This window comes from Marinobacter sp. G5_S1_61_S3 (assembly GCF_054968585.1).
Map to the genome: position 1 here is coordinate 160,266 of NZ_JBQKUK010000011.1, position 24,136 is coordinate 184,401.

Below are 24,136 nucleotides of genomic sequence, written 5' to 3' on the forward strand. Positions count from 1 at the left end.
CATATTCAGAGGCGTGGGGTCAGATGCCAGTCTGGCGCTCGCGAATTTCAGCGAGAGTCTTGCAGTCAATGCACAATGTCGCGGTTGGCCGTGCCTCAAGGCGACGGATACCGATCTCAACGCCACACTGGTCGCAGAAGCCGTAGTCGTCCTTGTCGATGCGGTCGATGGTCTGGTCAATTTTCTTGATCAGCTTGCGCTCGCGGTCGCGGGTGCGCAGTTCCAGGCTGAATTCCTCTTCCTGGGTTGCACGGTCACTGGGATCCGCGTAATTTGCCGCATCTTCCTGCATGTGGTGCATCGTGCGGTCCACTTCTTCCATCAGCTCCTGCTTCCATTGCAGCAGCAGATCCTTGAAGTGCTCCAGCATTTCCGCACTCATGTACTCTTCACCCTTCTTCATTTCATAGGGGGTGAAGTTGGTGAAACGTTCGCGTGGTTGTTCTGCAGTCTTTGCCATTGAACCCGGCCTCATGTTTGTACTTCGCAAGAACGCTTTATTTCCGGCGGCCAGCGAATACTGGCCGGCCATTACCCTGGAAAAAGCATTCGTCCTGAAACGGGAATTTGCGGAAAATAGCAGATTAGTCACAGGGGTGCCAGCCTTGTGATGCCTACTTTTGCACGGAGACCAAAATGAAGTTGCCCGTACCATTGATCGAAGGCCGGCTAATACGGCGCTACAAGCGGTTCCTGGCTGATGTCCGGTTGCCGGATGGCAGCGAGGTCATTGCCCATTGCCCCAACACGGGCTCCATGCTGGGGTGTCAGCCCGAGGATGCCAGAGTATGGCTGAGTACCAGTGACAATCCCAAACGCAAGTTGAAGTATACCTGGGAGCTGGTCGAAACCGCGCCGGGTGAGGTGGCCTGTATCAACACGGCGCGACCGAATGCGCAGGCCCGTGAAGCCATTGAAAGTGGGGATGTTCCGGAGTTGGCCGCGTACCAGACCTGCAGGGCAGAGGTGCGTTACGGCACTGAAAAAAGCCGGATTGATCTACATCTGTCAGGTCACGAGCATCATCCGGATGCCTGGGTGGAGGTGAAAAATGTGACCCTGTGCGAGGACGGGCAGGGCTTTTTCCCCGATGCCGTAACCACTCGTGGCCAGAAGCACCTGCGGGAGTTGATGGCCCAGGCCAGGGCCGGCGAGCGTGCGGTGCTGTTTTTTGTGGTCAACCACACCGGTATCGACAGTGTGCGGCCGGCTGATCATATCGACAGCGCCTACGGTGTGCTGCTGCGTGAGGCAAAGGCCGCGGGCGTGGAGGTGCTGGCATACCGGGCGGGGCTTTCCGGCCCGCAAGGGCCGGATGGGGATATCTCGCTAGGGGAGGCTGTGCCGGTTGTCTTGGGCGCCTGAGTCGGTTACTTCAGGATGTTGTAGCGCATTCGGGTGCCGTGATTGAGCGACAGGATGATTTCGTCCGAATGCAGCTGTGAAGGAAAGTAGCAGCCCGAAATCTTGGCACCAGCGATGCTCGCACCTTCCAGGTTGGTCTGGCTGAAATCGATACCGCGCAGGTCCGCGCCACGAAAATAGGCGTGGCTGAGGTCCAGCCCTCTTGCGTCCATCCCGCGAAGGTCCAGTCCCCGGAAATCACCGTGCGCCAGGCTCGGGAGTTCGGTCAGTCTGCTTTTTGCGGTATTGAAAGCGTCAATGTCTTCGCTACGAAGCTTTTCGTAAAGCGGGTCATTGATGTGGCGAACGGCATCGGTATCCATTGTGGAGCTCCAGGAATCTATTCACAGTGGCCCGGCCAGGGGCCGGGCACTGTTCAGTGTAGACGTTTTACATCCCGGGAAGGCCAAAATGCTGGCGGATTCGGTCTGCGACCGCTTCCCCCACATGCTCCTGGTCGGTGTACAGATGAATGGTGTGGGTTTTTTCCTCGGTGGTAAGGGGCTCAAGCCACGCTTCCTGTTCTTCCAGGAATTCTTCAGTGGCTTCGGAGGCATCGCCTGAGCGGTTGCGAGCCCATTCCTTACGGCTTTCCAGGGGCGCTTCGCAGTGCAACAGAGCGAACGGCATGCCCCGGCTCTCCGCCACGTCCGCCATCATCTCCCGCTCGGACTGTTTCAGGCAGGCAGAGTCTACGATGACCGGCAGGCCGCTGGTCAGCAAGGCGCCGGCCAACTCGGCCAGGCGCTCATAGGTGCGCTGGTTGGCTTCTTCGGTGTACAGCCTTTCGCCGGTCGGGGATTTGCTCTGGTCCAGCGGGCCCAGGCCAAAGAGCCGCTTGCGCTCTACGTCCGAACGCAGCCGAATCAGCCCCAACTCCGCCGCCATGGAACCGCTGACACAGGATTTTCCACTGGCGGAGAGCCCGGTGGTGGCCAGTAGATAAGGGTTGGGTATGGCGCTGTAGTCTTCCGCCAGTTGGGCGTAATCGCGATAGCGCTGCATCAGCCCCTGTCGCTCAGCATCGGTCAGCGATGGGTTGCCCAGGGTAAACAGGGCGATTTTGGCGCGGACCATGGCCCGGTACGCCTTGTAGAGGGGCAGCAGCGGCAGGGCCTCGAAGTCGCCGCGGTATTCCAGGTAGGTATTCAATACCAGGTTCGCCAGCTCGGGCTCACGGCGGGACTCCAGGTCCATCAACAGGAACGCCAGGTCGTTGATCACGTCAATCCAGCGGAACGGCTCACTGAACTCGATGCAATCGAATACGGTCACGTCGCCGTTATAGATTGTGATATTTGCCAGATGCAGGTCGCCATGGCACTCCCGTACAAATCCGCCCTCGTAGCGCTCGGAAATCAGGGCCGATTGGCGCTCAAAGGTGCTGCGGGTCCATTGCTCCAGGTTGTCGAGCTGAAGCAGGAGCACGTCATCGTCAATCATCGGGCGGATCTGGTCGAAGTTTTCCTGCATTGCAGCGAAGACCGCTTCTGGCGTTCCCAGTGGTTTGCCGGGTTCAACCGGTGGTTGGCTGTCGTGGAAGTTCGCGGCCTGCCGGGCGAGGCTGGTGAGCAGTTCAGGCGTGAGTTTGCTGTTTTCCTGTCGCACGTCGAACAGCTCGTTCTGGTCGAACTGGCGCATGCGGATGGCGTACTCGAACGCGTCCCCCTCGCCACCGAGTGCCGGAGCCTCGGCCGAGCCGGTGATGGGCAATACGTCGAGGTATAGATTGTTGGCGAGACGCCGATTCAGGCGCAACTCCTCTTCGCAAAAGTGTTTGCGCCGTGCCAGGGTCGAAAAGTCGAGAAAGCCGAAGTCCATCGGCTTCTTGATTTTGTAGGCATAGTCGCCGGTCAGGATGACCCATGAGATGTGCGTTTCGATAACCTGAAAGTCTTTCACCGGGTGGTCATACAGCGCCGGATCCTGCAGTGCCAGAATCAGGTTGTCGGAAGGTGCATCGCTCACGGCTCTCTCCTTGGGTTCCTTGAACTCGTTGATTTTTATCGCCCCCATCATAACGAGCAAAACGGGCAGATTACAGAAATAACACACGGATGACCTGCCGTACCGATGCCCGGATTCGTTATAATCCCGCCATGAAAAAATCTGCTTCCCCCCGGAAATCGCCCAAGAAAAACACCCGCAAGGGAAAGTCTGCCCGCCGGCCCTGGTTCTGGCGCCTGTTTTTGCGCGTCTTTTTTATCGGTGTGGTGCTGCTCGCCGGTTGGATGGTTTACCTGGATGCGGTGGTCACCTCCCGCTTTGAAGGCCGTCGATTTGAAGTGCCTTCTCGAGTCTACGCGAGACCACTGGAGCTGTATGACGGCGCGAGCGTCAGTTCGGGGGCTCTGCAGCGGGAGCTTGAGCTGTCCGGCTACCGTGCCGGGGATGGCAGCCGGGCAGGTACCTATCGTCGCAATGGCGGCCACTTTATTATCAGCACTCGGGGCTTTCTGTTTACCGACGGGTTGGAACCTCGTAGACGCCTGTCGCTTAACATATACAGCGACCAGGTGCAGGATTTCCGGGTACTGTCGGGCGACCCTTCGCCGATTGTGCGCCTGGAACCGGCCCAGATCGGCGGTATCTATCCCGCCCACAAGGAAGACCGGGTGTTGGTGCAGCTGGCGGATGTACCCGAACTTTTCACCGATACGCTATTGGCCGTTGAGGACCGCAATTTCCATGACCATGTCGGGATCGCCCCGCTATCGATTGGCCGGGCAATGCTGGCTAATATCCGGGCCGGGCAGATCGTGCAGGGGGGCAGCACGCTGACCCAGCAGTTGGTGAAGAACTTCTTCCTGACCCGGGATCAAACCTTGTTGCGCAAGGGCAACGAAGCCCTGATGTCGCTGCTTCTGGAGCTCCATTACGAGAAGAACGACATACTGGAAACCTACGTCAACGAGGTGTACGTGGGGCAGGCCGGCACACGAGCCATTCACGGATTCGGGCTGGCAAGCCAGTTCTATTTCGGCGAGTCGATTCGTGATCTTCAAACCCATCAGATTGCCTTGTTGGTCGGCCTGGTGAAGGGGCCGAGCTACTATAATCCCCGACGCCATCCGGACCGTGCCCTGTCCCGTCGCAACCTGGTCATTGATGTGATGGCTGAAACCGATCTTATCAGCGAAGAGGATGCCGCCAGGGCCCGTGCCCAGCCGCTGGGTGTTACGAACCAGGCTTCATACTCTGAAAACCGGTACCCGGCCTACATCGATCTGGTTCGTCGTCACCTGGCCCGGGATTACAAGCAGGAAGACCTGCAGAGTGAGGGGCTTCGCATCTTCACCACCCTGAACCCCGCGATCCAGTATGCGGCGGAATTTGCCGTCAAGGATATGCTCGGGCGAATGGAGGGGAGCTCCGATACCACGCTGGAGTCCGCCATGGTGGTGACCTCGCGGGACAGTGGAGAGGTGTTGGCCCTGGTTGGTGGGCGTGATCCGAAATACGCCGGTTTCAATCGCGCCGTGGATGCGAGCCGTCCTATCGGTTCCCTGGTCAAGCCGTTCGTTTACCTGACGGCGTTGCAGAACCCGGATCGGTATACCCTGATTACACCTGTCGAGGACAAGGGCTTCTCCCTGGTGTTCGACGACGGACGCCGCTGGGAGCCTGAAAACTACGATAAGGAACAGCGCGGCGAGGTGCCCCTGCACAAGGCGCTTTCCCACTCGTATAACCTACCTACTGTGCGTGTAGGGCTGGATGTGGGTATCGGCGCTGTGAAGTCTACCTTGCAGGGATTTGGCGTTCCCGGGGGTATTTCGGAGTACCCATCAATGTTGTTGGGCTCAGTCTCCATGACGCCGGTAACGGTCGCCCAGATCTATCAGGGGCTGGCTACGTCCGGTTTCAATACGCCCCTGAGAACCATTCGGCAGGTCACCGATGCCGAAGGCGAGGCCCTGTCTCGCTATAGCCTGAAAGTGGACCAGGTAGCGGATCCCGCCGCGGTACATCTTGTCCAGTATGTTATGCAGGAAACCATGCAGGAAGGTACCGGGCGTTCCGCGTACCGGACCGTGCCACGAGAGCTCACGCTTGCAGGTAAGACCGGAACCACCGATGATGGCCGCGATTCCTGGTTCGCCGGTTTCAGCGGCGACCTGCTGGCGGTGACCTGGGTTGGCCGGGACGACAACGGCCCAACGTCTCTGACAGGCGCCACCGGCGCCTTACCGGTGTGGTCCCGGTTTATGAGCCAGGTACCGCAGCACGGCTTCTCGCCGGTGGTGCCGGATGGGGTAGAGTACCTCTGGGTCAATCCCGACGAAGTCGCCCTGACAGAAGAACATTGTGACAATGCACGCCTCGTACCGTTCATCACCGGCAGTGAGCCTGATGTGGAGGTTTCCTGCGGAGGTAATATCGAGCGGCGGATACGGGGCTGGTTTGAAGGACTTTTCCAATGAAATCGAACACGTTTACATGCGCTGGTTTATTGGCCCTGTCGCTGACGGTGGCCGGTTGCGCCTCTGGCCCGGGCGGTGGCTCCATTTATGTGCCAGCCGGTGATCGGTCATCCCCTGACGAGGCGCCCCAGCCGCCACAAACCGGTGAGCCTCGTGACGAACCGCGGGTTGAGCGTAAAAGCGAGCAGCCTGATCAACCGGTGCGGCAGCCAGAGCGCACGGCCCCCAGCTACCAGGATGAGGGTGACGCTCTGTCGCCGGCAGCACGAAGCCTTATCCAGCGGGCGGACAGCCTGATGGCGTCCGGCGAGACCCAGGCCGCCGTGGCGCAACTGGAGCGGGCACAGCGAATCGCCCCACGCTCGGCGCAGGTGTACTTCAAGCTCTCACAAGCCTACGTGGCACTGGATCAACTGGGTTCGGCGGAGCAGTTCACGTTGAAAGGGTTGTCTTTGGCGGGCAGCAATTCGTCATTGCAGCGCTCGGGATGGTTGCTGCTGGCGGATATCCGGCGTGCCAGGGGTAATGTGGCTGGGGCGGATCAGGCAGAGGCGCGTGCGTCGGCCTTGTGATTTGCGGTAGCTGGAGCCGGGCAGTGTTTGAACTGCCCGGCTATCTATCGAGAACTACGGCTGTGTCTGGAGTTCAAAATCAGCGGTAGACGTCTCGCTAGCAACAACGGTGACATTTTGAGCTCCGTTGAAGTTGATGTCGTCGTCTGATGGTTCTCCTTGATCGTTCTCGATCAGGTCATCCCCGCAGGTATAACTCACGGTGTACTCGCCAGCTGGAATGAAAGCGGCGGTGTAGGTATAGGTTCCGTTTTCGTCGACCGGAGCAACAACCAGCGGTTCGTTTTCGCTGCCAATGTCGTCAGGCACGGCATCTGCTCCTTCATGAACGTAGACATTGCCTGCAAATTCAGGAGTCATTGCGTCACCACATTCCTGAGTGATCAGTTCGCCAGCTACCGTACCCTCGATAGTGCCGACCTCAGAGTTGTCGACAAGCCTGAGTACCGGCTTGAGTCGATAGCTGTCCTGCCCGACAGGGTTAACCAGTGACTTGCGAACATCGAAGTCGATGGTAAAGCTGACTTCACCTCCGGCAGGAACGGTAAACCCTGATGTCTGTACGCCTCTTGCCGATGGAGTGGTAAGGATGTGAGAGCTTCCGTCATCAAGAAGGACGGTGTTGTCGTCGCCGAGTTCGATTCTCATCCAGTTGTAGTTGCCAGCCGGAACTTCCTCATCAGTGACGAGGCTTTCAAATGAACCTCCCTGCAGGTCGAGAAGATTGATCGGTGCGGGGAATTCCAGCTCAAACCTGCGACGTTCGCCGTCTGAAGGTTGAAGTACCAGCGCGGTAACCTCAATGTTTACTTCCTGGGCGCTGTCTACAGGTGCATCAGTCAGTCCGACGCTTACGCTGCCTGTTTCCCCTCCGCTAAGACTGCTGCTGTCGCTGTCACCGCCACAGGCAGTCAGCGCTCCGGTAAAGCCAAGTATTGTCAGGTATTTCAGAGACTGATTCATAGCAAACCTCCTTAGGGAAAGACACTGGCCGGTTGAAGAAATGTTGGGTGGCCACAAGGGCATAACGCTGAAATGTCGTCAGCCGTTCCATTGTGTCTGCTAACCCTTGCCTATGGGACGGCTGATGCGACTTTGATCGGTGGTTTGGTCATGGGCCAATACTTACGTGCGGATTGTGTTGTAAACTGCGTCCTCTTTTTGCGCGATTAATCAGACGAGTACCGGTTTTGGCTTTACTTTCCTTTAACCCTTCCCGGGCCAAGCGATTTGAGAAACTGGTGCAGCCGCATTTGGAGGCTATGTACCGGTTTGCGTATCGTTTGGCTGGGCAGCAACAGGATGCCGAGGATTTGGTTCAGGATGTGGTCTTGAAGCTATATCCCCGTCTCTCGGAGCTGGAATCAGTGGAGCAACTGAGGCCATGGTTGAATCGCGTGTTGTACCGGCACTTTATTGATCAGGTCCGTCGCAAAGGACGTCGCGCCGACAGGCCTGTTAGCGACGTAGCAGAGCCGGAACAGCAATCCTCCTTTTTAGACTCCTACGCCGCGGATGTCCCCGATCTCAGTGAGCAGATCAGTTCTGAGCGCTTGAAGCCCGTTATGGATGAGATTATTCAGACTCTGTCGCCGGATCGGCGCACTCTGATGCTGCTGCACGATGTGGATGGCTGGAGCCAGGAAGATATTGCTCAGGTGCTTGAAATACCGGTTGGCACGGTGAAGTCGAGAGTCCATCGTTGTCGGGCCGCCCTGCGGGAAAAGTTACTTGAGCGTCCGGAACTTTTTCCGCAGGCCGAGCGTGTGAAAGAATGAGGTGATGGCAATGATGTGTGACGAGTGCAAAAACAATCTGGGTTCCTGGGCCAAGGCCGAGCTGTCGGCTGCTCAGGCTAACCGCCTTGAGCAGCATCTTGCCGAGTGTGAGAGCTGTTCCGTTGCCGCACACAACGAATTGGCAATCGTCACCGCGATGCGTGAAAGTCAGGAGATACCGGCCTCGTCGCCGGGTTTTGAGAAACAGGTTCTGGATGTTGCCATCGGAAGGGAGCGCCGGTCCCGCAAAAGCCTTACGGACTACGGTTGGAGTGCCCCGTGGGTGGGAGGTGCCATTGCGGCGGCCCTGGTCCTGGGGATTGCACTTGGTTTTGGCTGGCGTTCAGGCCAGGAACCGGCGGATGAATTGGCGCAGATTAAAACGGATTCAGTAACCGATCATCGAGTAACCGTTGTTGATGAAAGCGCGGATGAACGCTCGGCACTGAAGCCGGTTGCCCGGAATGTTCGGCTTGCGTTTCGCTCCAGAGAAGCGCTGCAGGGTGTTACTTTAACAGTGGAATTGCCGCCTCATGTAGAGGTTTCTGATTATCCCGGGCACCAAAGGTTGAGCTGGAGAGTTGATCTGGATAAAGGCGAAAATGTGGTAAACCTGCCATTAAACATTCTGTTCTCTGGTGAGGGTGAGCTGGTCGCTCATCTTGACGATGGCCAAAGAACCAAAACGTTCCGGGCCAGTCTCAACGGCCCATCAATAAATGGACGTCCGGAGCCCTCGTCATGATGTCGGGAATCTGGCAGAGAGCTGTCTGTTTCGTCGGTCTCAGCCTGTTTTTGGTGGGACCGTCAACGGTTTTTGCCAGTGATGATCTTGATGTGACCATGAGAATGGTTACAGACGACGAAGACCTTACGGAATCTGTCGTGCGTGAGATTAACCTGCGTGAACCGGTATCACTTGGTCGACCGTCGAAAGATCGTGGCATCGATAAGTCGGTTCATTCCGCGGATAAGGCCCGGGACGCACGCGAGAGAGGGCGGGATGCCGCCAACGCAGCGTCTGAGCGGGCTCGGGAAGTCCGTAATGACAATGGGCGAAAGGGGCGGCCTGAGTTGCCTGATCTGCCAGATGTCTCCAATCGTCCCGACCGGCCCTAGCTTCCCTTGCTAACTACTTACTAACTATACGGCATCGTAATTTTCCTTCTGCGACGAAGCACTTCGTCAGTTGCTATACTCCGGTTTTTGTCGTGCCCTCACTCAACGCGTCTGTTTTGAGGGGCGCCACCACAGCGTATTTCCGGAGTAAAGCTTGGGGTTCCCACGATCAGCCATTCTGTTTATTGCCCTGATGACCTCGACTCCTGCGGCGATGGCCATGGAGGTCACCAATAGGCCGGATTTCGATGCCGGTGTGGAGGCCTTTCGGCAAGGAAACCTGGAAGAGGCCCGGATTTTTTTCGAGCGAGCTCGGGCGGCTGGCACCAACTCTCCATCCCTACTCTACAATCTCGGCGTTGTTTACTTCCGTCTCGGCGATCTCGAGTCGGCCGAAACCGTATTCCTGACATTGCTGGAAACGCCTCATGCGCCTCTGGCTTACTACAACCTCGGTCTGGTAAAGCAGAGGATGGGTAAGGTGGGCGACGCCCGCCAGTGGTTCGAACGCGCTGCCAGCGAGGATTCACCTGAAGAAGTCCAAACGTTGGCTCGTCACCAGCTGGCTGATGTCACCGCGGAATCTCCATTGGGTCAGCGCCATGGTAGTAGCTATCTCGCCGTCGCTGGCGGATACGACGACAATATTGCTGGAACTCCGGATGATGTTTCCAGTGATAAGGAAGGCGGGTTTGCGGATGCGCTGGCGGCGGGAACTGTTCAACTCGGAATGAAGGAGCTCAGTTTGCACGGGGTTGCTTTCACTCGTCAGTACCCTGGGAACTCTGCCTTTAATAACACTTATCTCAGCACTGGTGCGTCGTTGCCGAAAGAGCTGGGAGACGGAGAGCTTACATCAACCCTGAGCCTGTCGGCATCCTGGTTTGGCGGTGATCCCCTTGAGCGCGAGGCCCGGGTCGAGATGCTCTATCATCCCGATCGGTGCGTTTTGGCTCCTGTGGTCTCTGGTGTTGAATGCAGCGTAAGTGGTTCGGTTTCAACGATTGACGGTGGCAGCGATTACAGCGCCTACGATGGAGAAATGCTGCGATTCCGCGCCAGCGCCGATAAAGCGTTGGGAAGTTGGGTTCTGAGCGGTCATTATCAGCTGGAAGATAACCATCGAAGGGATCTCTCGACACAGCAGGAGTTCTTCAGTGTATCTCCCATACGAAATCTTGTGTCGGCGGAAGTCCGTCACTATGTGTCGGGCCGATTTTCGTTGGGCGGCAAGGCCGATGTTCGTTACTCTCGCTACAAGGATGACCAACGATTCGTGTCGAACGGGGCTCTGGTCTCTGAGCGGCGCACGGATAACCGGTTGCGCGGTTCGCTGCTGGCGGAATACCGACTGGCCGGGGAATGGATGATGCTGGCGGAATGGAGCATGCTGGACAACCGCAGTACCATTGAACGTTATGACTACAGCCGTCGGGAAGTGATGCTCGGGTTTGAGACCGTGTTCTGAAGTCATGGCGGGATATCCGTATCCAGCCATGGCGAACGGGGCTATTTAAAGCCCGGCATTTCTCAGGCGGTTGGCCTGCTGCCGGAAGACGGTTTTTGGGTCAGTCTCGAACAGACTATGCAGTCCAAGAGCCTGATTCACCTCATCCAGGTGGTTCATGAAATAGTTATCACGAATCACTTTGCCAAAATGGCTGCTGCAGCGGCCTACCAATCCATCGTTGGGGCTGAACGTAAACGCCAGGCTGGTGGTGCCCAAAAGTACGTCGGATGGGTCCAGCACGTTGGTCAGTACGCCAGTGCCACCCCATGAATAAAAGCGCACGCCGTTGCTGGAATAGGCACCTTCACCACAGGCACTGGCCGGAACGCCGGCGGGGGCGAAGTTGTTGAACTCGGCGCTGCCTTCGGTGGTGAGTGAGTAGAGGCTGGACTGGAGGTCCTGATTGTAGCCGCCACCGGAGAGCAGGTCGATCAGGCTGCCCAGTGCGTTACCCAGTGATGCCGCAAGACCGTCCGCCGGAGATCCGTGGATCAGGTCTGCAACCGGTGAGCCTTTGTGGGGGGAGCCCACGGAGGTTACCGAGGCCACCAGATCCGGCCTTACCCGTGCGACGTATCGAGCGGTGGGCCCGCCATGGCTGTGGCCAATCAGGTTTACCTTGCCATGAACCGCTGCGATTGAGGCGATCTGTGGTAGCAGTGCCTCACCCCTGGCGATGGTGCTGTCCAGAGCGGGTACCTGGGTGGTGTAGACATCGGCACCGTACTTGCGCAGGTCTTCGGCAATGCCATACCAGTAGTCTACTCCCGCAATTGAATCAAATCCGAACATACCGTGAACCAACACCACCGGATAGCGGGTGTCGGTGTAGTTGGATGGCGTGGAATTCCACCACCAGGCCATTGATGGCGCCGACCATGCCAGTGCCACCAGCATGGCGAATACCTTGATCCATTGTTTCATTGTTGCACCTACAGTTTGCTGTTGTATTTATTGTCAAACTGCGGCTCGACCTAACAGGTTGTGCCGACTACTGCATTTTGGGGCAGTCCAAGGCAGTACTGCGTGGCGTCCATGCGCTGACTTCTGTCTTGTGATTGTTAGATGGTCGCAGTCAGTGCATCTCTTGTCCGAGATCTGACCATAATTTGATCATAGGGTGAGTGAAGTCAACGGCAGGAGGGGCCGGGGCGGTTTGGGCGGTCAGAAGTGTGATGCGGGTCACCCCTGGGGCCCCGAAAGACATGTCCCTGTTGCTGACAGGCTTTCGGGGTCAGGGATCAATCGGTCGCGTTCAGAGCGTTTTCATGACACGGCGTGCCGCTTCCGTTGTCTGTCGGATGTCGTCATCGGTCAGGGCTGCGCTGGTAAAGCCGGCCTCAAAGGCTGAAGGCGCCAGGTAAACACCTTCCTTGAGCATCCCCTGGAAGAATTTTTTGAACCGCTCTACGTCGCAGGCCATGACCTGGTCGAAGCGTGTGATCCTGGGGGCGTCGGTAAAGAAGAAGCCGAACATGGCGCCAGCACTTTGCACTGCCAATGGGACGCCGGTGCTGTCCGCAGCCTCCTTTAACCCATCGCGCACGGCATTGGTCTTTTCCGTCAACCGGTCATGGAAGCCCGGCTCTGAAATGGCGTTCAATGTAGCCAGCCCGGCACACATGGCCAGCGGGTTGCCACTCAGAGTTCCGGCCTGGTAGACCGGCCCCAGTGGCGAAATGTGTTCCATGATCTCCCGCTTGCCGCCAAACGCGCCAACAGGCAGGCCGCCGCCAATTACTTTGCCCAGGGCGGTCAGGTCCGGTGTGACACTGTAGAGTTCCTGAGCGCCACCGAGGGAGACACGGAAGCCGGTCATGACCTCATCGAAAATCAATACCGTGCCGTGCTCGTCGCATACCTCCCGCAACGCTTCAAGGAAACCGGGGACAGGCGGTATGCAGTTCATGTTGCCCGCCACTGGCTCAACGATGATGGCTGCGATTTCATCGCCCATTTTTGCGAAGGTTTCCCGAACACTTTCAATATCGTTGAACGCCAGGGTCAACGTATGTTCCGCGAGGCTGGCGGGAATGCCCGGTGAGTTGGGGACACCCAGGGTCAGCGCGCCGGAGCCGGCTTTCACCAGCAGTGAATCCACGTGGCCGTGATAGCAGCCTTCGAACTTCACGATCTTGTCTCGGCCGGTATAGCCGCGGGCGAGTCGAACCGTGCTCATGGTGGCCTCGGTGCCGGAATTAACCATGCGCACCAGGTCAATGGAAGGGACCAGTTCGCAGACCTTCTTGGCCATTTCGGTTTCGATCGCTGTCGGTGCTCCGTAACCGATGCCCTGATCGACCTGGGCATGGAGCGCATCCTTGATGATCTGGTTGCCGTGGCCAAGAATCATGGGCCCCCAGGAGCCGATGTAATCGATGTAGCGGCGATCGTCTTCGTCGTACAGGTAGGCGCCGTCGGCGTGCTTGAAAAACAGCGGGGTACCGCCGACTCCCCGGAAGGCCCGGACTGGAGAGTTGACGCCTCCAGGGATGTATTTCTGAGCCTGTTCGAATAGGGTTTCGGACTGGGTCATGGTTCAGGACTCCTGAGATACGGACGATGAAAAAAGTGGGTGATGTTGCGCAAACAGCCGGCTAAATCGGCGTGCGCGCTCTTCAATGGTGGCAACGTCACCATCGAACAGGCCGCCGACCACGGCCAGCAGGTCGGCGCCGGCGCGGATCAGGCCTTCGCCGTTATCTATAGTAATGCCCCCAATGGCGGTTACGGGTTTGCCAAACTGCCGTGACTTGGTCAGAACTGAAGGCTCGGCAACGGGTGCGTCAGGCTTGGTGGTTGAGTTAAAGAAGCGGCCGAAGGCCAGGTAGTCGGCGCCGTCCGCATCCGCCCGGGACGCCAGTGCCAGGTCGGCATGGCAGGTTGCACCGACGATGGCATGGTCACCAAGCTGCCGTCTGGCCAGGGCCAGGGAGCCATCGGACTGACCCAAGTGCACACCGGCGGCTCCGCAGCGACGGGCCAGTTCGGGATCATCGTTGATGATCAGCGGCACGCGGGCATTGTGGCAAAGGGCCGCCAGGTCCTGCGCCTGTTTCAGCCGTTCTGGCTCCGGCGCCTTTTTTTCACGGTACTGTACCAACACGGCTCCGCCTCGAAGGGCCGCCTCAACCGCGACCAGCAGTCGGTCTTCCGGTAACAGTTGGCTGTCGGTAATGGCGTAGAGGCCTGGCTTCAGGCCCTTGGCGATGGCCTGGGCACTGAAAGTGCCGGAAGGCGTTAGCTCTGCCATGGAATGCCCCGGTCGGGTACCGGTTGCCCTTTGCCGACTCGCAGTGCGTGCCGGATCGCACGGAGGACATAGTCCTGCGCCTGGTCAATCGCTGCCCCGGCTGAGAGGCCTGATGCCCTGCCAGCGGCGATCGAGGCCGCCAGGGTGCACCCGGTGCCGTGATACTCACCACCAACCCGCTCAACGTAAAAATGGGACGGTTCTTCAGACTGGTGGTAGAGAGTGTTGATGATGTCCTCGCCTTCGCCATGCCCCCCCGTGGCCAGTACGGACTGGCAACCAGCGTTTAGCAGCTTGCGGGCCGCTTGCGCCGGATCTTCGTTCTCGCCCAGCAGGGCCAATTCAATGCTGTTGGGCGTAATCATCTCTGCGTGTCGGAACAGGCGTTCCTTCATGCGTGCAATCAGCGCTTCGTCGGCGAGGTCGCCGCCACCGGCGGCCTTGATCACCGGATCGGTAATCAGAGGGATGTCCGGGTGGTTGGCGAGAAAATCCACCAGTACATCCACCACATCGGCGTTGCCGAGGGCTCCGGTTTTGATGGCATGAATGGGGGTGTCCCCGGCCAGGCATTCCAGTTGTTGGCGGACGATGTCCGGATCCGTTGCGGTGGCGTTGTAGACGTTCCGGGTGTCTTGCACGGTCAGGCAGGACAACACAGGCAGCGGGTGACAGCCCAGGGCGGTCACTGCCTGGATATCAGCCTGGATGCCGGCGCCGCCGGAGGGATCCAGGCCAGAAATAATCAGAACGTGAGGACGGCTGTTAAGGTTGATAGTCGGGCTCCTCAGAAGGGTTTGACGACAGCGAGAATGACGATGGCGACCAGTGCCAGAACGGGCATCTCGTTAAACCAGCGGTAGAACACGTGGCTACGGGTGTTCTGGTCATCGCGGAACACCTTCACCAGATGTCCGCAGTAGAAGTGGTAGCCGATCAGCAGGACCACCAACAACAGTTTGGCGTGAATCCAGCCCTGGCTCATATAACCTTCGACATTGTAACCGATGAGCCAGAGACCAAAAACAACCGTTGCTACCATAGACGGTGTGGTGATTCCCCGATAGAGCTTGCGCTCCATGATCTTGAAGCGCTGGCGGCCAGGTTCGTCCTCACAGGCGGCGTGATAGACGAACAGTCTTGGCAGGTAGAAAAGGCCGGCGAACCAGCACACCATGGACACAATATGCAGGGCTTTGACCCACAACATTCATCAACTCCGTCGGTATTGGTAGTAGCTCTCGATATCCGATTTCAGCACAACGCCATAGACGCGCTGGATCATCGGGGCAACATGACGCTGCACGTAGAGGGCTTCTACGCTGGTCTGGTCAAATTCGTTCAGTGCTTCTTCCAGGGTCGCCTGGTACTGCACCGGTGCGATGTCCCGGCGATTGGCGGGAATGTCCATCAGGTCAATCTGCTCTGGTGTTGTGTCTTCTTCGCTGTCTGTTGCCGGCGCTTTGGTGTCTTCCATGTAGCGAGCAAGATCCACCGCCGGCAGCAGGCCAGTGGGGCCGCTACTGCCTTCCACCACCAGCCATTTTGGTTCGGATTTGAGGATTTTTCTGGCTTCTTCACGCGACAGGAAGCGTTCGGTGCGCAGGATGTTCCTGTCCATGATGGCGCCAACGGACACGCGCCGTAAAGCCTGGATAACCGGCGAGTTCTGGTAACTCAGGCCCTGGCTCTTGAGTATGGTCAGGAACAAAGATTTCTTGCCAAAGGCTTCGCTGGTTACCAGGCTCGAGGTCGTAATGATCAGCATGCCTGGCAGAATAATGTGGGGATTCCTGGTAAGTTCCATCAGCGCCATGAGCGCTGCCAGTGGCGCCTGCAGCACGGCCCCCATCATGGCGCCCATGCCCAGCATGGCGTAAAAGCCCACGGACGATGCCATATCCGGCAGTATCTGGGCGCCAATCAATCCCATGGCTCCTCCCAGTGTGGCTCCCATGAACAGGGTGGGGCCAATCACGCCGCTGGGCATGCCAAGGCCGAGGGTGACCGAAGTGATCAACAACTTGGCGATGCCGGCGCCCAGCAATAGCCAGAAGGGCAGTTGGTTGTCGATCGTGAACTGCACCGTGTCGTACCCGATCCCCATCACTTCCGGTACAACGATGGCAAAGGGCACCATGAGAAGTCCGGCGATGGTGAGTCGCAGTAATACCGGGCGATGGTGGTGGCGGCCGGTGGTGTCGATCAGTTGTATAAAGGCCGCCGCCGCGACCCCGATAATGATTGCAATGGCGATGATCCAAGGGATTTCCAGCAGGGAGTTCATGGTCAGCGGCGGCACACTGAACGCTGGCTCCGAGCCGTACGCGGCCTGGGTAACCACCGCCGCGGTCACGGATGCCAGGATGATGGGGGTGAAACCGGCGATGGTGTATTCCATCATCACCACTTCCATGGCAAAAATAACGCCGGAAATCGGGGTGTTGAACGACGCGGAAATAGCGGCCGCGCAGCCGCAGGCAACCAATGTCCGGATGCTGTTGTTGGGTAGCCGCATCCATTGCCCCATCAAGCTGGAGATGGCTGCCCCAAGATGTACGGCGGGGCCTTCCCGGCCGGCGGATTGGCCGGTAACAACGGTGCTGACACCGGTGGCGAACTGGACGAGGGCGCTGCGAACGGAAATATAGCCCTGATGGTAGTTCAGGCGTTCCATGACGTGCACGATGCCAACCTTGCGGTCGTGGGTTGCCAGGTTGTGCATCAGCAGGCCCAGCGCAATGGCGCCGGCCAACGGCAGGATGGCGCGGGTAAGAATGTCCAGCTCTTCAAACGACTCGGAGCCGTCGCCAGGCAGGAAGTACTCGAGTGGCCATTCGATGGCCAGGCGAAAAACCAGAATCACGCCACCGGTAAACAGGCCGGATAGCAATCCGAGAACCGCCAGTTGTGGCAATGCGTCGACACCGGACAGCCGGCGCCGGAAAACCGGGATCAAGTTTCCAGTGATCTTGTTTCTCAGTTTACGCATGAACGCCGGTTTTCCAGGGACGAGTGGTTTCTTGACGATATTGTAACCAGCGCCGCTCGGGCTGCAATAAGTCATTGGTTTATCATGTTAGACTATGGGTGTGTTATGAACCCGATTTCAGCTGGAGAAACAGGTGATAAAAGTAGGCATTGTAGGTGGAACCGGTTATACCGGTGTTGAGCTTCTGAGGATTCTTGCGGTTCATCCGGACGTGACGGTGAGTTGCATCACCTCGCGTTCCGAGGCCGGCATGCCGGTCGCAGATATGTATCCGAACCTTCGCGGCCACTACGACCTTGCCTTTTCCGAGCCGGACGTAAAAACGCTGGCAGCCTGTGATCTGGTCTTTTTCGCCACGCCCCACGGTGTGGCCATGCGGATGATGCCGGAACTGATGGCTGCCGGAACCCGTGTTGTGGATCTATCAGCGGACTTCCGCCTCCGGGATCTGGATGTCTGGGCCGAGTGGTACGGCATGCCTCATGAAAGTCCCGAATGGGCGGAGAAAGCGGTTTATGGCCTGCCGGAAGTGGTGCGGAACAAGATCCGTACAGCACAACTGGTGGCTAACCCGGGCTGTTATCCCACAGCTGTCCAGTTGGGCTTTCTGCCATTGCTGGAGAGCGGGCTGGTCGATCCGTCACGACTGATCGCGGACGCCAAGTCGGGCGCCAGCGGTGCCGGACGTCAGGGCAAGATCGGTATGCTGCACGGTGAGGTGGGCGAGAGCTTCAAGGCCTATGGCGCATCTGGCCATCGCCATCTCCCGGAAATTCGTCAGGGCCTGTCCCAGGCGGCGGGTGGTGATGTCGGTGTTACCTTCGTGCCACACCTGATTCCGATGGTCCGGGGGATCGAGGCAACGCTATACGCAGAGCTTCGGAACCCTGCTGATTTTGACCGTCTCCAGTCGCTGTTCGAAGACCGCTTCCGGGATGAGCCTTTTGTGGACGTGATGCCATTTGGCAGTCATCCGGAAACCCGCAGTGTCCGTGGTGCCAACAACTGCCGTATGGCTCTTCACCGGCAGGAGCAGAGCAATATTGTGATCGTTTCATCGGTCATTGATAACCTGGTAAAAGGTGCGGCAGGGCAGGCGGTCCAGAACATGAACATCATGTTTGACCTCAAGGAAACCCTCGGGCTGGAAGCGCCCGCGCTGCTACCATAGGTCTGACCGGTGAGCGAACACAGAAAACCCGCTGAAGAATACGTTGTCATCCGGCATCGCCCGGGGTACCGGCTGCGCCGAAGCTTGATATTGCTGACGTTTTCCATCCTCGCTGCGGTGCTGGGGTATGTGACCGGTATGGCGCAGGGTGGATTCCGTTTTTCAACTGCCGAAGAGTCCCGCGACCTGCTGGAAGAGCAGGTTGAAGACCTTCGAGAGCAAAACCGCGAGGCCAGCCAGCAACTGGTCAACCTGGAGCGGGGGCGAACCATAGATGCACAAGCCCTGAATCAGGCGAGAAGGAGCATTGTTGATCTGGAAACCCGGATCGCGTCACTGAAAGCGGATCTGACTTTCTATAAAAACATCATGGCACCTTCGGAAACCAGCAAAGGGCTGCAGGTGGATCGGTTCACGATGCAGCAGGGGCGCCAGGACGACACCTATGGTTTTAAGCTGGTGCTCACCCAGATCGGTGACAACAAGAGTTATATATCGGGCGTGGTCGCGGTGAACGTCATTGGTATGCGAAATGAAGAGAAAGAAGTGATCGCGCTGAGGGACCTGTCGGACGATATCGACGATCTGGGCGTCAAGTTCCGCTTCCGGTATTTTCAGGATATAGAGGGGCTTTTACGAGTGCCGGACGGTTTCGAGCCGGTTGAGCTGCAGGTGGTCGCCCGTGCAGAAGGCAGTAAATCGTCCCAGGCCGAACGAACTTTTGATTGGGATGAATTGACGGAGAACTAAAATGCTTGGCAAAAAGAAACAGAAACCTAGGCGCCCCGCTGGGCACTTCGATACCCTGGTTTCGTCCCGCACGACGGTTAAGGGGGATGTGCATTTCTCCGGTGGACTGCATGTGGATGGCACTATCCGCGGCCGGGTCGTTGCCGAAGAAGGCGGCGACGCGGTGTTAAGGGTGTCTGAGGTGGGTTCCGTGGAGGGTGACATTGTCGCCCCTCATGTGATCGTAAACGGCACGGTTCACGGCGATGTGTACGCGTCAACGCACCTTGAACTGGCCGAAAAAGCCTCCATCCATGGCAATGTCTATTACAATCTGATCGAGATGGCTATGGGCGCGTCCGTTAACGGGAGCCTGGTTCACCAGAACGAGCCCGCGGGTTTGTTGAGCAGGGACAAGCAATCTGATGCTGCCGGCAGAGTCATTCCTGAAGAGAAGCAGGCGGAGGAAGAGTCGGTAGAGGTACCTGGCAAGGAATAGTTGATTGTTTTAGTCAGGAATATGATAATCAGGTCAGATTTTTCTGTAACCGGAGGCGGACTTGAGTGTAGTTCAGCAACAGGCAATCACACCGCTGTTTTTCAGTGACAGCGCGGTATCCAAAGTACGGGAGCTGGTGGATGAGGAGGGCAACTCCGACCTCAAGCTTCGCGTGTTTGTGACCGGTGGCGGCTGTTCCGGTTTCCAGTATGGTTTCTCATTCGATGAAGCGCAGGATGAGGAAGACACGGTCATCGAAAGGGATGGCGTGATGTTGCTTGTGGATCCTATGAGTTACCAGTATCTGGTCGGGGCAACCGTGGATTATCAGGAAGGGTTGCAGGGGTCGCAATTTGTCGTTCAGAACCCCAATGCCAGCTCCACCTGTGGCTGTGGTAGCTCCTTCTCGATCTGACGTGCGTGTTCAGGCGTAGTACACCGCCCCAAGTATTCTTTTCCCCTCTGCGCCTGTAACTTCCGGAACATTGCCGGGCTTGCCGGCGAGTGTCTGGCTTGCGAGCCAGGCAAAGGCCGCCGGTTCTACCCATTGCGGGTCCAGGCCCAGGTCATCTGTTGACGCGAGGCGGGCCGGGCTACAGGTTCGCTGCAGAGCCCGCATCAGAATCCTGTTTTTAGCACCGCCCCCACACGCAAATATTGTCATTCCCGGCGATTGCGGCAACTGCTGCGCGACGGATACTGCAGTTAATTCGAGCAGGGTGCGTTGTACGTCGGCGCCGGAAAGGTCCGGGTGACGACGTAATTGAGTCCTGATCCACTCAATATTGAACTTTTCGGTACCCGTACTCTTGGGTGGCTGTCGCGAAAAGTAGGCATCCGAAAGCAGGTCGCTTAGCAGTGCCTGATTGATCTCCCCTTCCTCGGCCCATGCGCCATCCTCGTCAAACGCCCGGCCAGTCTGATCCATGCACCAGGCATCCATCAGCGCGTTCGCAGGGCCTGTATCAAAACCGGTGATCGGCTCATTGGCGCCCGCTGGAAGGTGGGTGATATTGGCGATGCCGCCAAGATTAAGGATGCACCGGCTCTCGCCTTCAGCGCTAAAGAAGGCTTTGTGGAATGCCGGCACCAGTGGCGCTCCTTGACCGCCTGCTGCCAGGTCGCGCCGCCTGAAGTCTGCCACGGTCGTGATGCCGGTTCGTTCAGTGATAACAGTGGGATCGCCAATCTGCAGGGAAAAAGGTGCTGAACTATCAGGGTGGTGACGTAGGGTCTGGCCGTGACTGCCGATGGCGTTGATGGATGAGGCCGGGAAACCGGACTTCCCGATCACAGTTTCCGCCGCGAGGGCGAACAGTGAGCCGACGGCGTGATCAAGCTCGCCGACATCATCCGGCGTTCCCCGGTTCTGGCCGAGATTGACCAGCCGTCTGCGTATGTCGTCCGGGTAGGCGGTGGTGTGGGTGGCATGCACCTGGATTGTTTGACCGTTGAACGACACCAGTATGGCGTCAATGCCGTCCATGCTGGTGCCTGACATCAATCCAATCCAGGCTTTCATTCAGTTCACTCGTCAGCGGCCAGGGCTAGATGCTGGTAGTTTTGGCGGAACAGTTCGAACTTGGCAACTTGCTGTTCCGCAAATCCCTTGAAGCGAGCCATTTCTGACTTGGGTACCGGTTTCGCATCAGGGAGCTTGACCGTTCGCGAGTTTCTCGGAGAGCCGTTGACCCGGAATTCATAATGCAGGTGGGGCCCGGTCACCATGCCGGAAGAGCCAACATGGCCAACGGTGTCGCCCTGCTTGACCTTGGTGCCGGTCTTGATGCCTTTGCCGAGACGGCTCATGTGGGCATAGAGAGTGGTAATGTTGTCGCCGTGCTTGAGAATGACCGTGCGGCCATAGCCGCCTTTCCATCCGGCAAACTGTACCCTGCCATGTCCAGCCGCCTTAATGGGAGTGCCTGGAGGCGCGGCGTAGTCAGTGCCCTCATGCGGGCGAACGACGTCCAGCACCGGGTGACGACGCTGAAGGTTGAAGGAAGAAGAGACGCGGGCGTTGATGGGTGTGCGCAGGAACGCCTTGCGCATGCTGCTGCCGTCCGGGCTGTAATAGTCAGTATCACCGTTGCTGTCAGTGTACTGCAGGGCAATAACCTCTTTGCCCCGATTGATAAAGCGAGCAGACAGAATGTTGCCAGTGTCGAATTTCTCGCCGTCCAGATACAGTTCCTCATACACCACTTCGAACCGGTCACCCTTGCGAACGTCGTATACGAAGTCGATGTTCCACCCGAAGATGCCCGCCATTTCCATGGCCAGTCTGTCGCTCATGCCGGCTTCGCGCGCCGCCACATAGAGGGAGCCGTCAATAACGCCTGACGCAAATGCCGGTTTAACGTCAGGCTCGCGGACCACGGTTTCGCCGGTAAAACCTTCTTCGGTTTTTTCAACGTGAAGGGTTTCCAGCAGGTTGCGCTGGAGGTCTATGGCAGCGAGTTCGCCGGCGTCATTGGTTGCAAACGCGATGGTTTCGCCAGCATAGAGCCGCTGAAGCTTATCGGCTTCGCCAGAGCCGTGGATCACAGACAGCATGATGCCGTCGTTGAAGCCGGCCTTGCCGAACAGGGATGAAAGTGTGTCGCCGGACTTGATCTTGTATTCCTGCCATTGCAGCTCTGGCTCGCTGACCTCAGCCATGGCCGCAGCGGTGTCCAGTGCTTCGGGTAGCTGAGGCTCGTCGCTGATGGATGCCAGTTCAGGCGCTACTGTTGCGTCTTCTTCTGGCATCTTGTCGGCAGCGGGCTGTTCGTTCATGCGGGGAGTCGGCTTGCCTGACGACTTGACGGTGCCTTCGTCGAGATCCAGCGAGTAAGCCATTCTATTGGCTTCTACATCGGCGCTGGGGCTCATCAGAATAGCGGCTGCAACGACAACACTGGTCGCAGCGGCAATGGTGATATGGGTTTTCGGAAACATTTTCAGCACGTGTCGCATCCGTTTTAATCGGTATTCCGGTAGGTTGTACTACCTAATTAAAGCTGTTGTTCAAGTATAGTCCAACAGATTACCGTATAAAATGCGCTCAGGACAGCATCAAACATTACCGTTACTGGCATACTGGCCGGATTTCTGAGGCCGGGATTGTTATAATGCCCGGCCTTAAATACGCGGCTTTGTTCAAAAACTGAGCAGGTACACTTTAACAGGGGTGCTGGTAACGCACAGATTTCTTTTGTAGATCTCTGTAACTGTCGTCCGGCCCAAATGATCAGAATTGAGGGTGTGTGGTACATGGCATCTATTGATGAGGCGCTGGCCGTTATCAAACGCGGCATGGATGAGTTGATCCCCGAGGAAGGGTTGATTGAGAAGCTCCGGGAGGGGCGCCCTCTCAGGATAAAGGCCGGATTCGATCCTACGGCCCCAGATCTTCACTTGGGCCATACGGTTCTGATCAACAAGCTGCGACAGTTCCAGGACCTGGGGCATGAAGTGATCTTCCTTATAGGGGATTTCACCGGAATGATCGGTGATCCCACCGGCAAGAGTGCAACTCGCCCGCCTCTGACGGAAGCGCAGGTTGCTGCCAACGCCATTACCTATAAAGAGCAGGTGTTCAAGATCCTGGATAAGGAAAAGACACGTGTGGTGTTTAACTCCGACTGGATGAGCAAGCTTTCTGCGGCTGACATGATTCGTCTGGCGGGGCAGTATACGGTTGCCCGTATGCTCGAGCGCGATGATTTCACCAAGCGCTACCGTGCCGAGCAGCCCATCGCCATTCATGAGTTCCTGTATCCACTGGTTCAGGGGTATGACTCGGTCGCCCTTGAGGCTGATGTGGAGCTGGGCGGGACAGATCAGAAGTTCAACCTCTTGATGGGGCGGATTCTCCAGAAGCACTATGGTCAGAAGCCGCAGGCTGTATTGACCATGCCGTTGCTGGAAGGGCTGGATGGTGTCCAGAAGATGTCAAAGTCGTTGGGCAACTATGTCGGCGTTAATGATTCGCCCGGTGAAATGTACACCAAGCTGTTGTCCATGCCGGATGACCTCCTGTGGCGTTATTTTGAATTGCTGAGCTTCCGGCCGTTGGCGGAAGTGGATGAGTTTCGTGCTGCAGTGTCCGGAGGTGCAAATCCGCAGGACTACAAAAAGCTGCTGGCAGAAGAAATTATCACTCGCTTCCATGACGCTGAAGCGGCGGCGACAGCGCACAAGTCCGCGGGTAACCGGGTGGGCCTGGGTGAAATACCCGAGAACGTGCCGACTATCGAGGTTTCCCTCTCCGGGCAGGAGCAGTTGCCCGTTGCTACAGTGCTTCGTCTCGCAGGGTTGGTGAAGAATGGGGCCGCTGCCAGAGACGTACTTGGGCGTGGCGCTGTCTTTATTGATGGTGAAAAGCACGAGGGTGATCGCTTCTTTAATCTGGGCGACGACTGCGTTGTGCAGGCGGGTAAGAAGAAAATTGCTCGCGTAGTGATCACGGATTGATCGAAAAGTAAGGTTTTTGAGAAAATATTGAAAACCGCGTTGACAGTCGGAGTGAGCTCTGTAGAATACGCATCTCTTTCGAGGGGCACGCCACTGAGGCGGGTCAGAAATTGAAAGACAACCGTTTGAATTAATTGAAGATTTCGAGTTTCAAAATTCTTCAGAAAGCGGTTGACAAGGCAGCGATTCGATGTAGAATACGCCACCTTGATCGGGCAAGCCCCGAA

General features: G+C 57.5%; 24 protein-coding genes. 12 read left to right on the forward strand and 12 right to left on the reverse strand.

Annotated features, from left to right (window positions below):
• Positions 1-19: 19 nt before the first annotated feature.
• Positions 20-460, reverse strand: a complete 441-nt coding sequence (dksA, locus tag ACTRWH_RS12860; RefSeq protein WP_036203245.1) for an RNA polymerase-binding protein DksA — start codon at positions 458-460, stop codon at positions 20-22.
• A gap of 176 nt (positions 461-636) precedes the next feature.
• On the opposite strand from dksA, the gene sfsA reads away from it, so the two are divergent.
• Complete coding sequence (gene sfsA / locus ACTRWH_RS12865) at positions 637-1,365, forward strand: DNA/RNA nuclease SfsA (RefSeq protein WP_199480626.1); 729 nt, start codon at positions 637-639, stop codon at positions 1,363-1,365.
• Positions 1,366-1,370: 5 nt separating this feature from the next.
• Here the strand turns inward: sfsA and ACTRWH_RS12870 are convergent, their stop codons facing one another.
• Positions 1,371-1,727 carry a pentapeptide repeat-containing protein gene (locus ACTRWH_RS12870; RefSeq protein ID WP_036203251.1) on the reverse strand — a complete coding sequence of 119 codons (357 nt, stop codon included), beginning with the start codon at positions 1,725-1,727 and terminating at the stop codon, positions 1,371-1,373.
• A gap of 67 nt (positions 1,728-1,794) precedes the next feature.
• The gene (locus ACTRWH_RS12875; protein WP_462826472.1) at positions 1,795-3,423 is read right to left on the reverse strand and encodes an AAA family ATPase; all 1,629 of its coding nucleotides are present in this window, start codon (positions 3,421-3,423) and stop codon (positions 1,795-1,797) included.
• Positions 3,424-3,503: 80 nt separating this feature from the next.
• On the opposite strand from ACTRWH_RS12875, the gene mrcB reads away from it, so the two are divergent.
• Both mrcB and ACTRWH_RS12885 read left to right on the forward strand, forming a co-directional pair.
• A complete protein-coding gene (gene mrcB, locus ACTRWH_RS12880) occupies positions 3,504-5,828 on the forward strand; it encodes a penicillin-binding protein 1B (RefSeq protein WP_036205614.1) in 2,325 nt (774 codons plus the stop codon).
• Complete coding sequence (locus ACTRWH_RS12885; protein WP_075195705.1) at positions 5,825-6,400, forward strand: tetratricopeptide repeat protein; 576 nt, start codon at positions 5,825-5,827, stop codon at positions 6,398-6,400. The genes mrcB and ACTRWH_RS12885 overlap by 4 nt, the downstream gene beginning before the upstream one ends.
• Before the next feature lie 54 nt (positions 6,401-6,454).
• On the opposite strand, the gene ACTRWH_RS12890 is transcribed toward ACTRWH_RS12885, so the two are convergent.
• Positions 6,455-7,363 carry a DUF4382 domain-containing protein gene (locus tag ACTRWH_RS12890; RefSeq protein WP_041332663.1) on the reverse strand — a complete coding sequence of 303 codons (909 nt, stop codon included), beginning with the start codon at positions 7,361-7,363 and terminating at the stop codon, positions 6,455-6,457.
• Positions 7,364-7,590: 227 nt separating this feature from the next.
• Here ACTRWH_RS12890 and ACTRWH_RS12895 point away from each other — a divergent pair, with 227 nt between their 5' ends.
• The 4 genes from ACTRWH_RS12895 to ACTRWH_RS12910 all read left to right on the forward strand — a co-directional run bounded on the left by ACTRWH_RS12895 (position 7,591) and on the right by ACTRWH_RS12910 (position 10,765).
• Positions 7,591-8,178: an RNA polymerase sigma factor gene (locus ACTRWH_RS12895; RefSeq protein WP_075195703.1), complete on the forward strand. Its 588-nt coding sequence runs from the start codon at positions 7,591-7,593 to the stop codon at positions 8,176-8,178.
• 4 nt (positions 8,179-8,182) lie between these two features.
• Positions 8,183-8,923 (forward strand): anti-sigma factor family protein, encoded by a 741-nt coding sequence (locus tag ACTRWH_RS12900; RefSeq protein ID WP_227664981.1) that lies wholly within the window; start codon positions 8,183-8,185, stop codon positions 8,921-8,923.
• Positions 8,920-9,297 (forward strand): hypothetical protein, encoded by a 378-nt coding sequence (locus ACTRWH_RS12905; RefSeq protein ID WP_227517804.1) that lies wholly within the window; start codon positions 8,920-8,922, stop codon positions 9,295-9,297. The genes ACTRWH_RS12900 and ACTRWH_RS12905 overlap by 4 nt, the downstream gene beginning before the upstream one ends.
• Positions 9,298-9,451: 154 nt before the next feature.
• The gene (locus ACTRWH_RS12910; RefSeq protein WP_136633629.1) at positions 9,452-10,765 is read left to right on the forward strand and encodes a tetratricopeptide repeat protein; all 1,314 of its coding nucleotides are present in this window, start codon (positions 9,452-9,454) and stop codon (positions 10,763-10,765) included.
• Positions 10,766-10,810: 45 nt separating this feature from the next.
• On the opposite strand, the gene ACTRWH_RS12915 is transcribed toward ACTRWH_RS12910, so the two are convergent.
• The 6 genes from ACTRWH_RS12915 to ACTRWH_RS12940 all read right to left on the reverse strand — a co-directional run bounded on the left by ACTRWH_RS12915 (position 10,811) and on the right by ACTRWH_RS12940 (position 17,052).
• Positions 10,811-11,731, reverse strand: a complete 921-nt coding sequence (locus ACTRWH_RS12915) for a lipase family alpha/beta hydrolase (protein ID WP_075195702.1) — start codon at positions 11,729-11,731, stop codon at positions 10,811-10,813.
• 331 nt (positions 11,732-12,062) lie between these two features.
• Positions 12,063-13,343, reverse strand: a complete 1,281-nt coding sequence (gene hemL, locus ACTRWH_RS12920) for a glutamate-1-semialdehyde 2,1-aminomutase (protein ID WP_075195701.1) — start codon at positions 13,341-13,343, stop codon at positions 12,063-12,065.
• A 3-nt stretch (positions 13,344-13,346) separates the two neighbouring features.
• The gene (gene thiE, locus ACTRWH_RS12925) at positions 13,347-14,060 is read right to left on the reverse strand and encodes a thiamine phosphate synthase (protein WP_462826473.1); all 714 of its coding nucleotides are present in this window, start codon (positions 14,058-14,060) and stop codon (positions 13,347-13,349) included.
• Positions 14,048-14,809 carry a bifunctional hydroxymethylpyrimidine kinase/phosphomethylpyrimidine kinase gene (thiD, locus tag ACTRWH_RS12930; protein ID WP_075195700.1) on the reverse strand — a complete coding sequence of 254 codons (762 nt, stop codon included), beginning with the start codon at positions 14,807-14,809 and terminating at the stop codon, positions 14,048-14,050. The genes thiE and thiD overlap by 13 nt, the downstream gene beginning before the upstream one ends.
• 38 nt (positions 14,810-14,847) lie before the next feature.
• On the reverse strand, positions 14,848-15,270 hold the full coding sequence (hemJ, locus tag ACTRWH_RS12935; protein ID WP_036203287.1) for a protoporphyrinogen oxidase HemJ: 423 nt from the start codon (positions 15,268-15,270) through the stop codon (positions 14,848-14,850).
• Between the two features lie 3 nt (positions 15,271-15,273).
• Positions 15,274-17,052 carry a chloride channel protein gene (locus ACTRWH_RS12940; protein WP_075195698.1) on the reverse strand — a complete coding sequence of 593 codons (1,779 nt, stop codon included), beginning with the start codon at positions 17,050-17,052 and terminating at the stop codon, positions 15,274-15,276.
• A gap of 133 nt (positions 17,053-17,185) precedes the next feature.
• Here ACTRWH_RS12940 and argC point away from each other — a divergent pair, with 133 nt between their 5' ends.
• The 4 genes from argC (at position 17,186) to erpA (ending at position 19,866) form a co-directional block, all read left to right on the forward strand.
• The gene (gene argC / locus ACTRWH_RS12945; protein ID WP_041332668.1) at positions 17,186-18,223 is read left to right on the forward strand and encodes an N-acetyl-gamma-glutamyl-phosphate reductase; all 1,038 of its coding nucleotides are present in this window, start codon (positions 17,186-17,188) and stop codon (positions 18,221-18,223) included.
• A 9-nt stretch (positions 18,224-18,232) separates the two neighbouring features.
• Positions 18,233-18,973, forward strand: coding sequence for a DUF6776 family protein (locus tag ACTRWH_RS12950; protein WP_036203295.1), 741 nt, complete (start codon positions 18,233-18,235; stop codon positions 18,971-18,973).
• Between the two features lies 1 nt (position 18,974).
• Positions 18,975-19,451: a bactofilin family protein gene (locus tag ACTRWH_RS12955; RefSeq protein WP_036203298.1), complete on the forward strand. Its 477-nt coding sequence runs from the start codon at positions 18,975-18,977 to the stop codon at positions 19,449-19,451.
• Between the two features lie 61 nt (positions 19,452-19,512).
• Positions 19,513-19,866: an iron-sulfur cluster insertion protein ErpA gene (erpA, locus tag ACTRWH_RS12960; protein ID WP_036203301.1), complete on the forward strand. Its 354-nt coding sequence runs from the start codon at positions 19,513-19,515 to the stop codon at positions 19,864-19,866.
• Positions 19,867-19,875: 9 nt separating this feature from the next.
• Here the strand turns inward: erpA and ACTRWH_RS12965 are convergent, their stop codons facing one another.
• Both ACTRWH_RS12965 and ACTRWH_RS12970 read right to left on the reverse strand, forming a co-directional pair.
• Entirely contained in the window at positions 19,876-20,973 is a 1,098-nt protein-coding gene (locus ACTRWH_RS12965; protein WP_036203304.1) for an anhydro-N-acetylmuramic acid kinase, read from the reverse strand.
• A 5-nt stretch (positions 20,974-20,978) separates the two neighbouring features.
• The gene (locus tag ACTRWH_RS12970; protein WP_075195723.1) at positions 20,979-22,400 is read right to left on the reverse strand and encodes a peptidoglycan DD-metalloendopeptidase family protein; all 1,422 of its coding nucleotides are present in this window, start codon (positions 22,398-22,400) and stop codon (positions 20,979-20,981) included.
• Between the two features lie 306 nt (positions 22,401-22,706).
• On the opposite strand from ACTRWH_RS12970, the gene tyrS reads away from it, so the two are divergent.
• Positions 22,707-23,909, forward strand: coding sequence for a tyrosine--tRNA ligase (gene tyrS, locus ACTRWH_RS12975; RefSeq protein ID WP_085681652.1), 1,203 nt, complete (start codon positions 22,707-22,709; stop codon positions 23,907-23,909).
• The last annotated feature ends 227 nt before the right edge of the window (positions 23,910-24,136 follow it).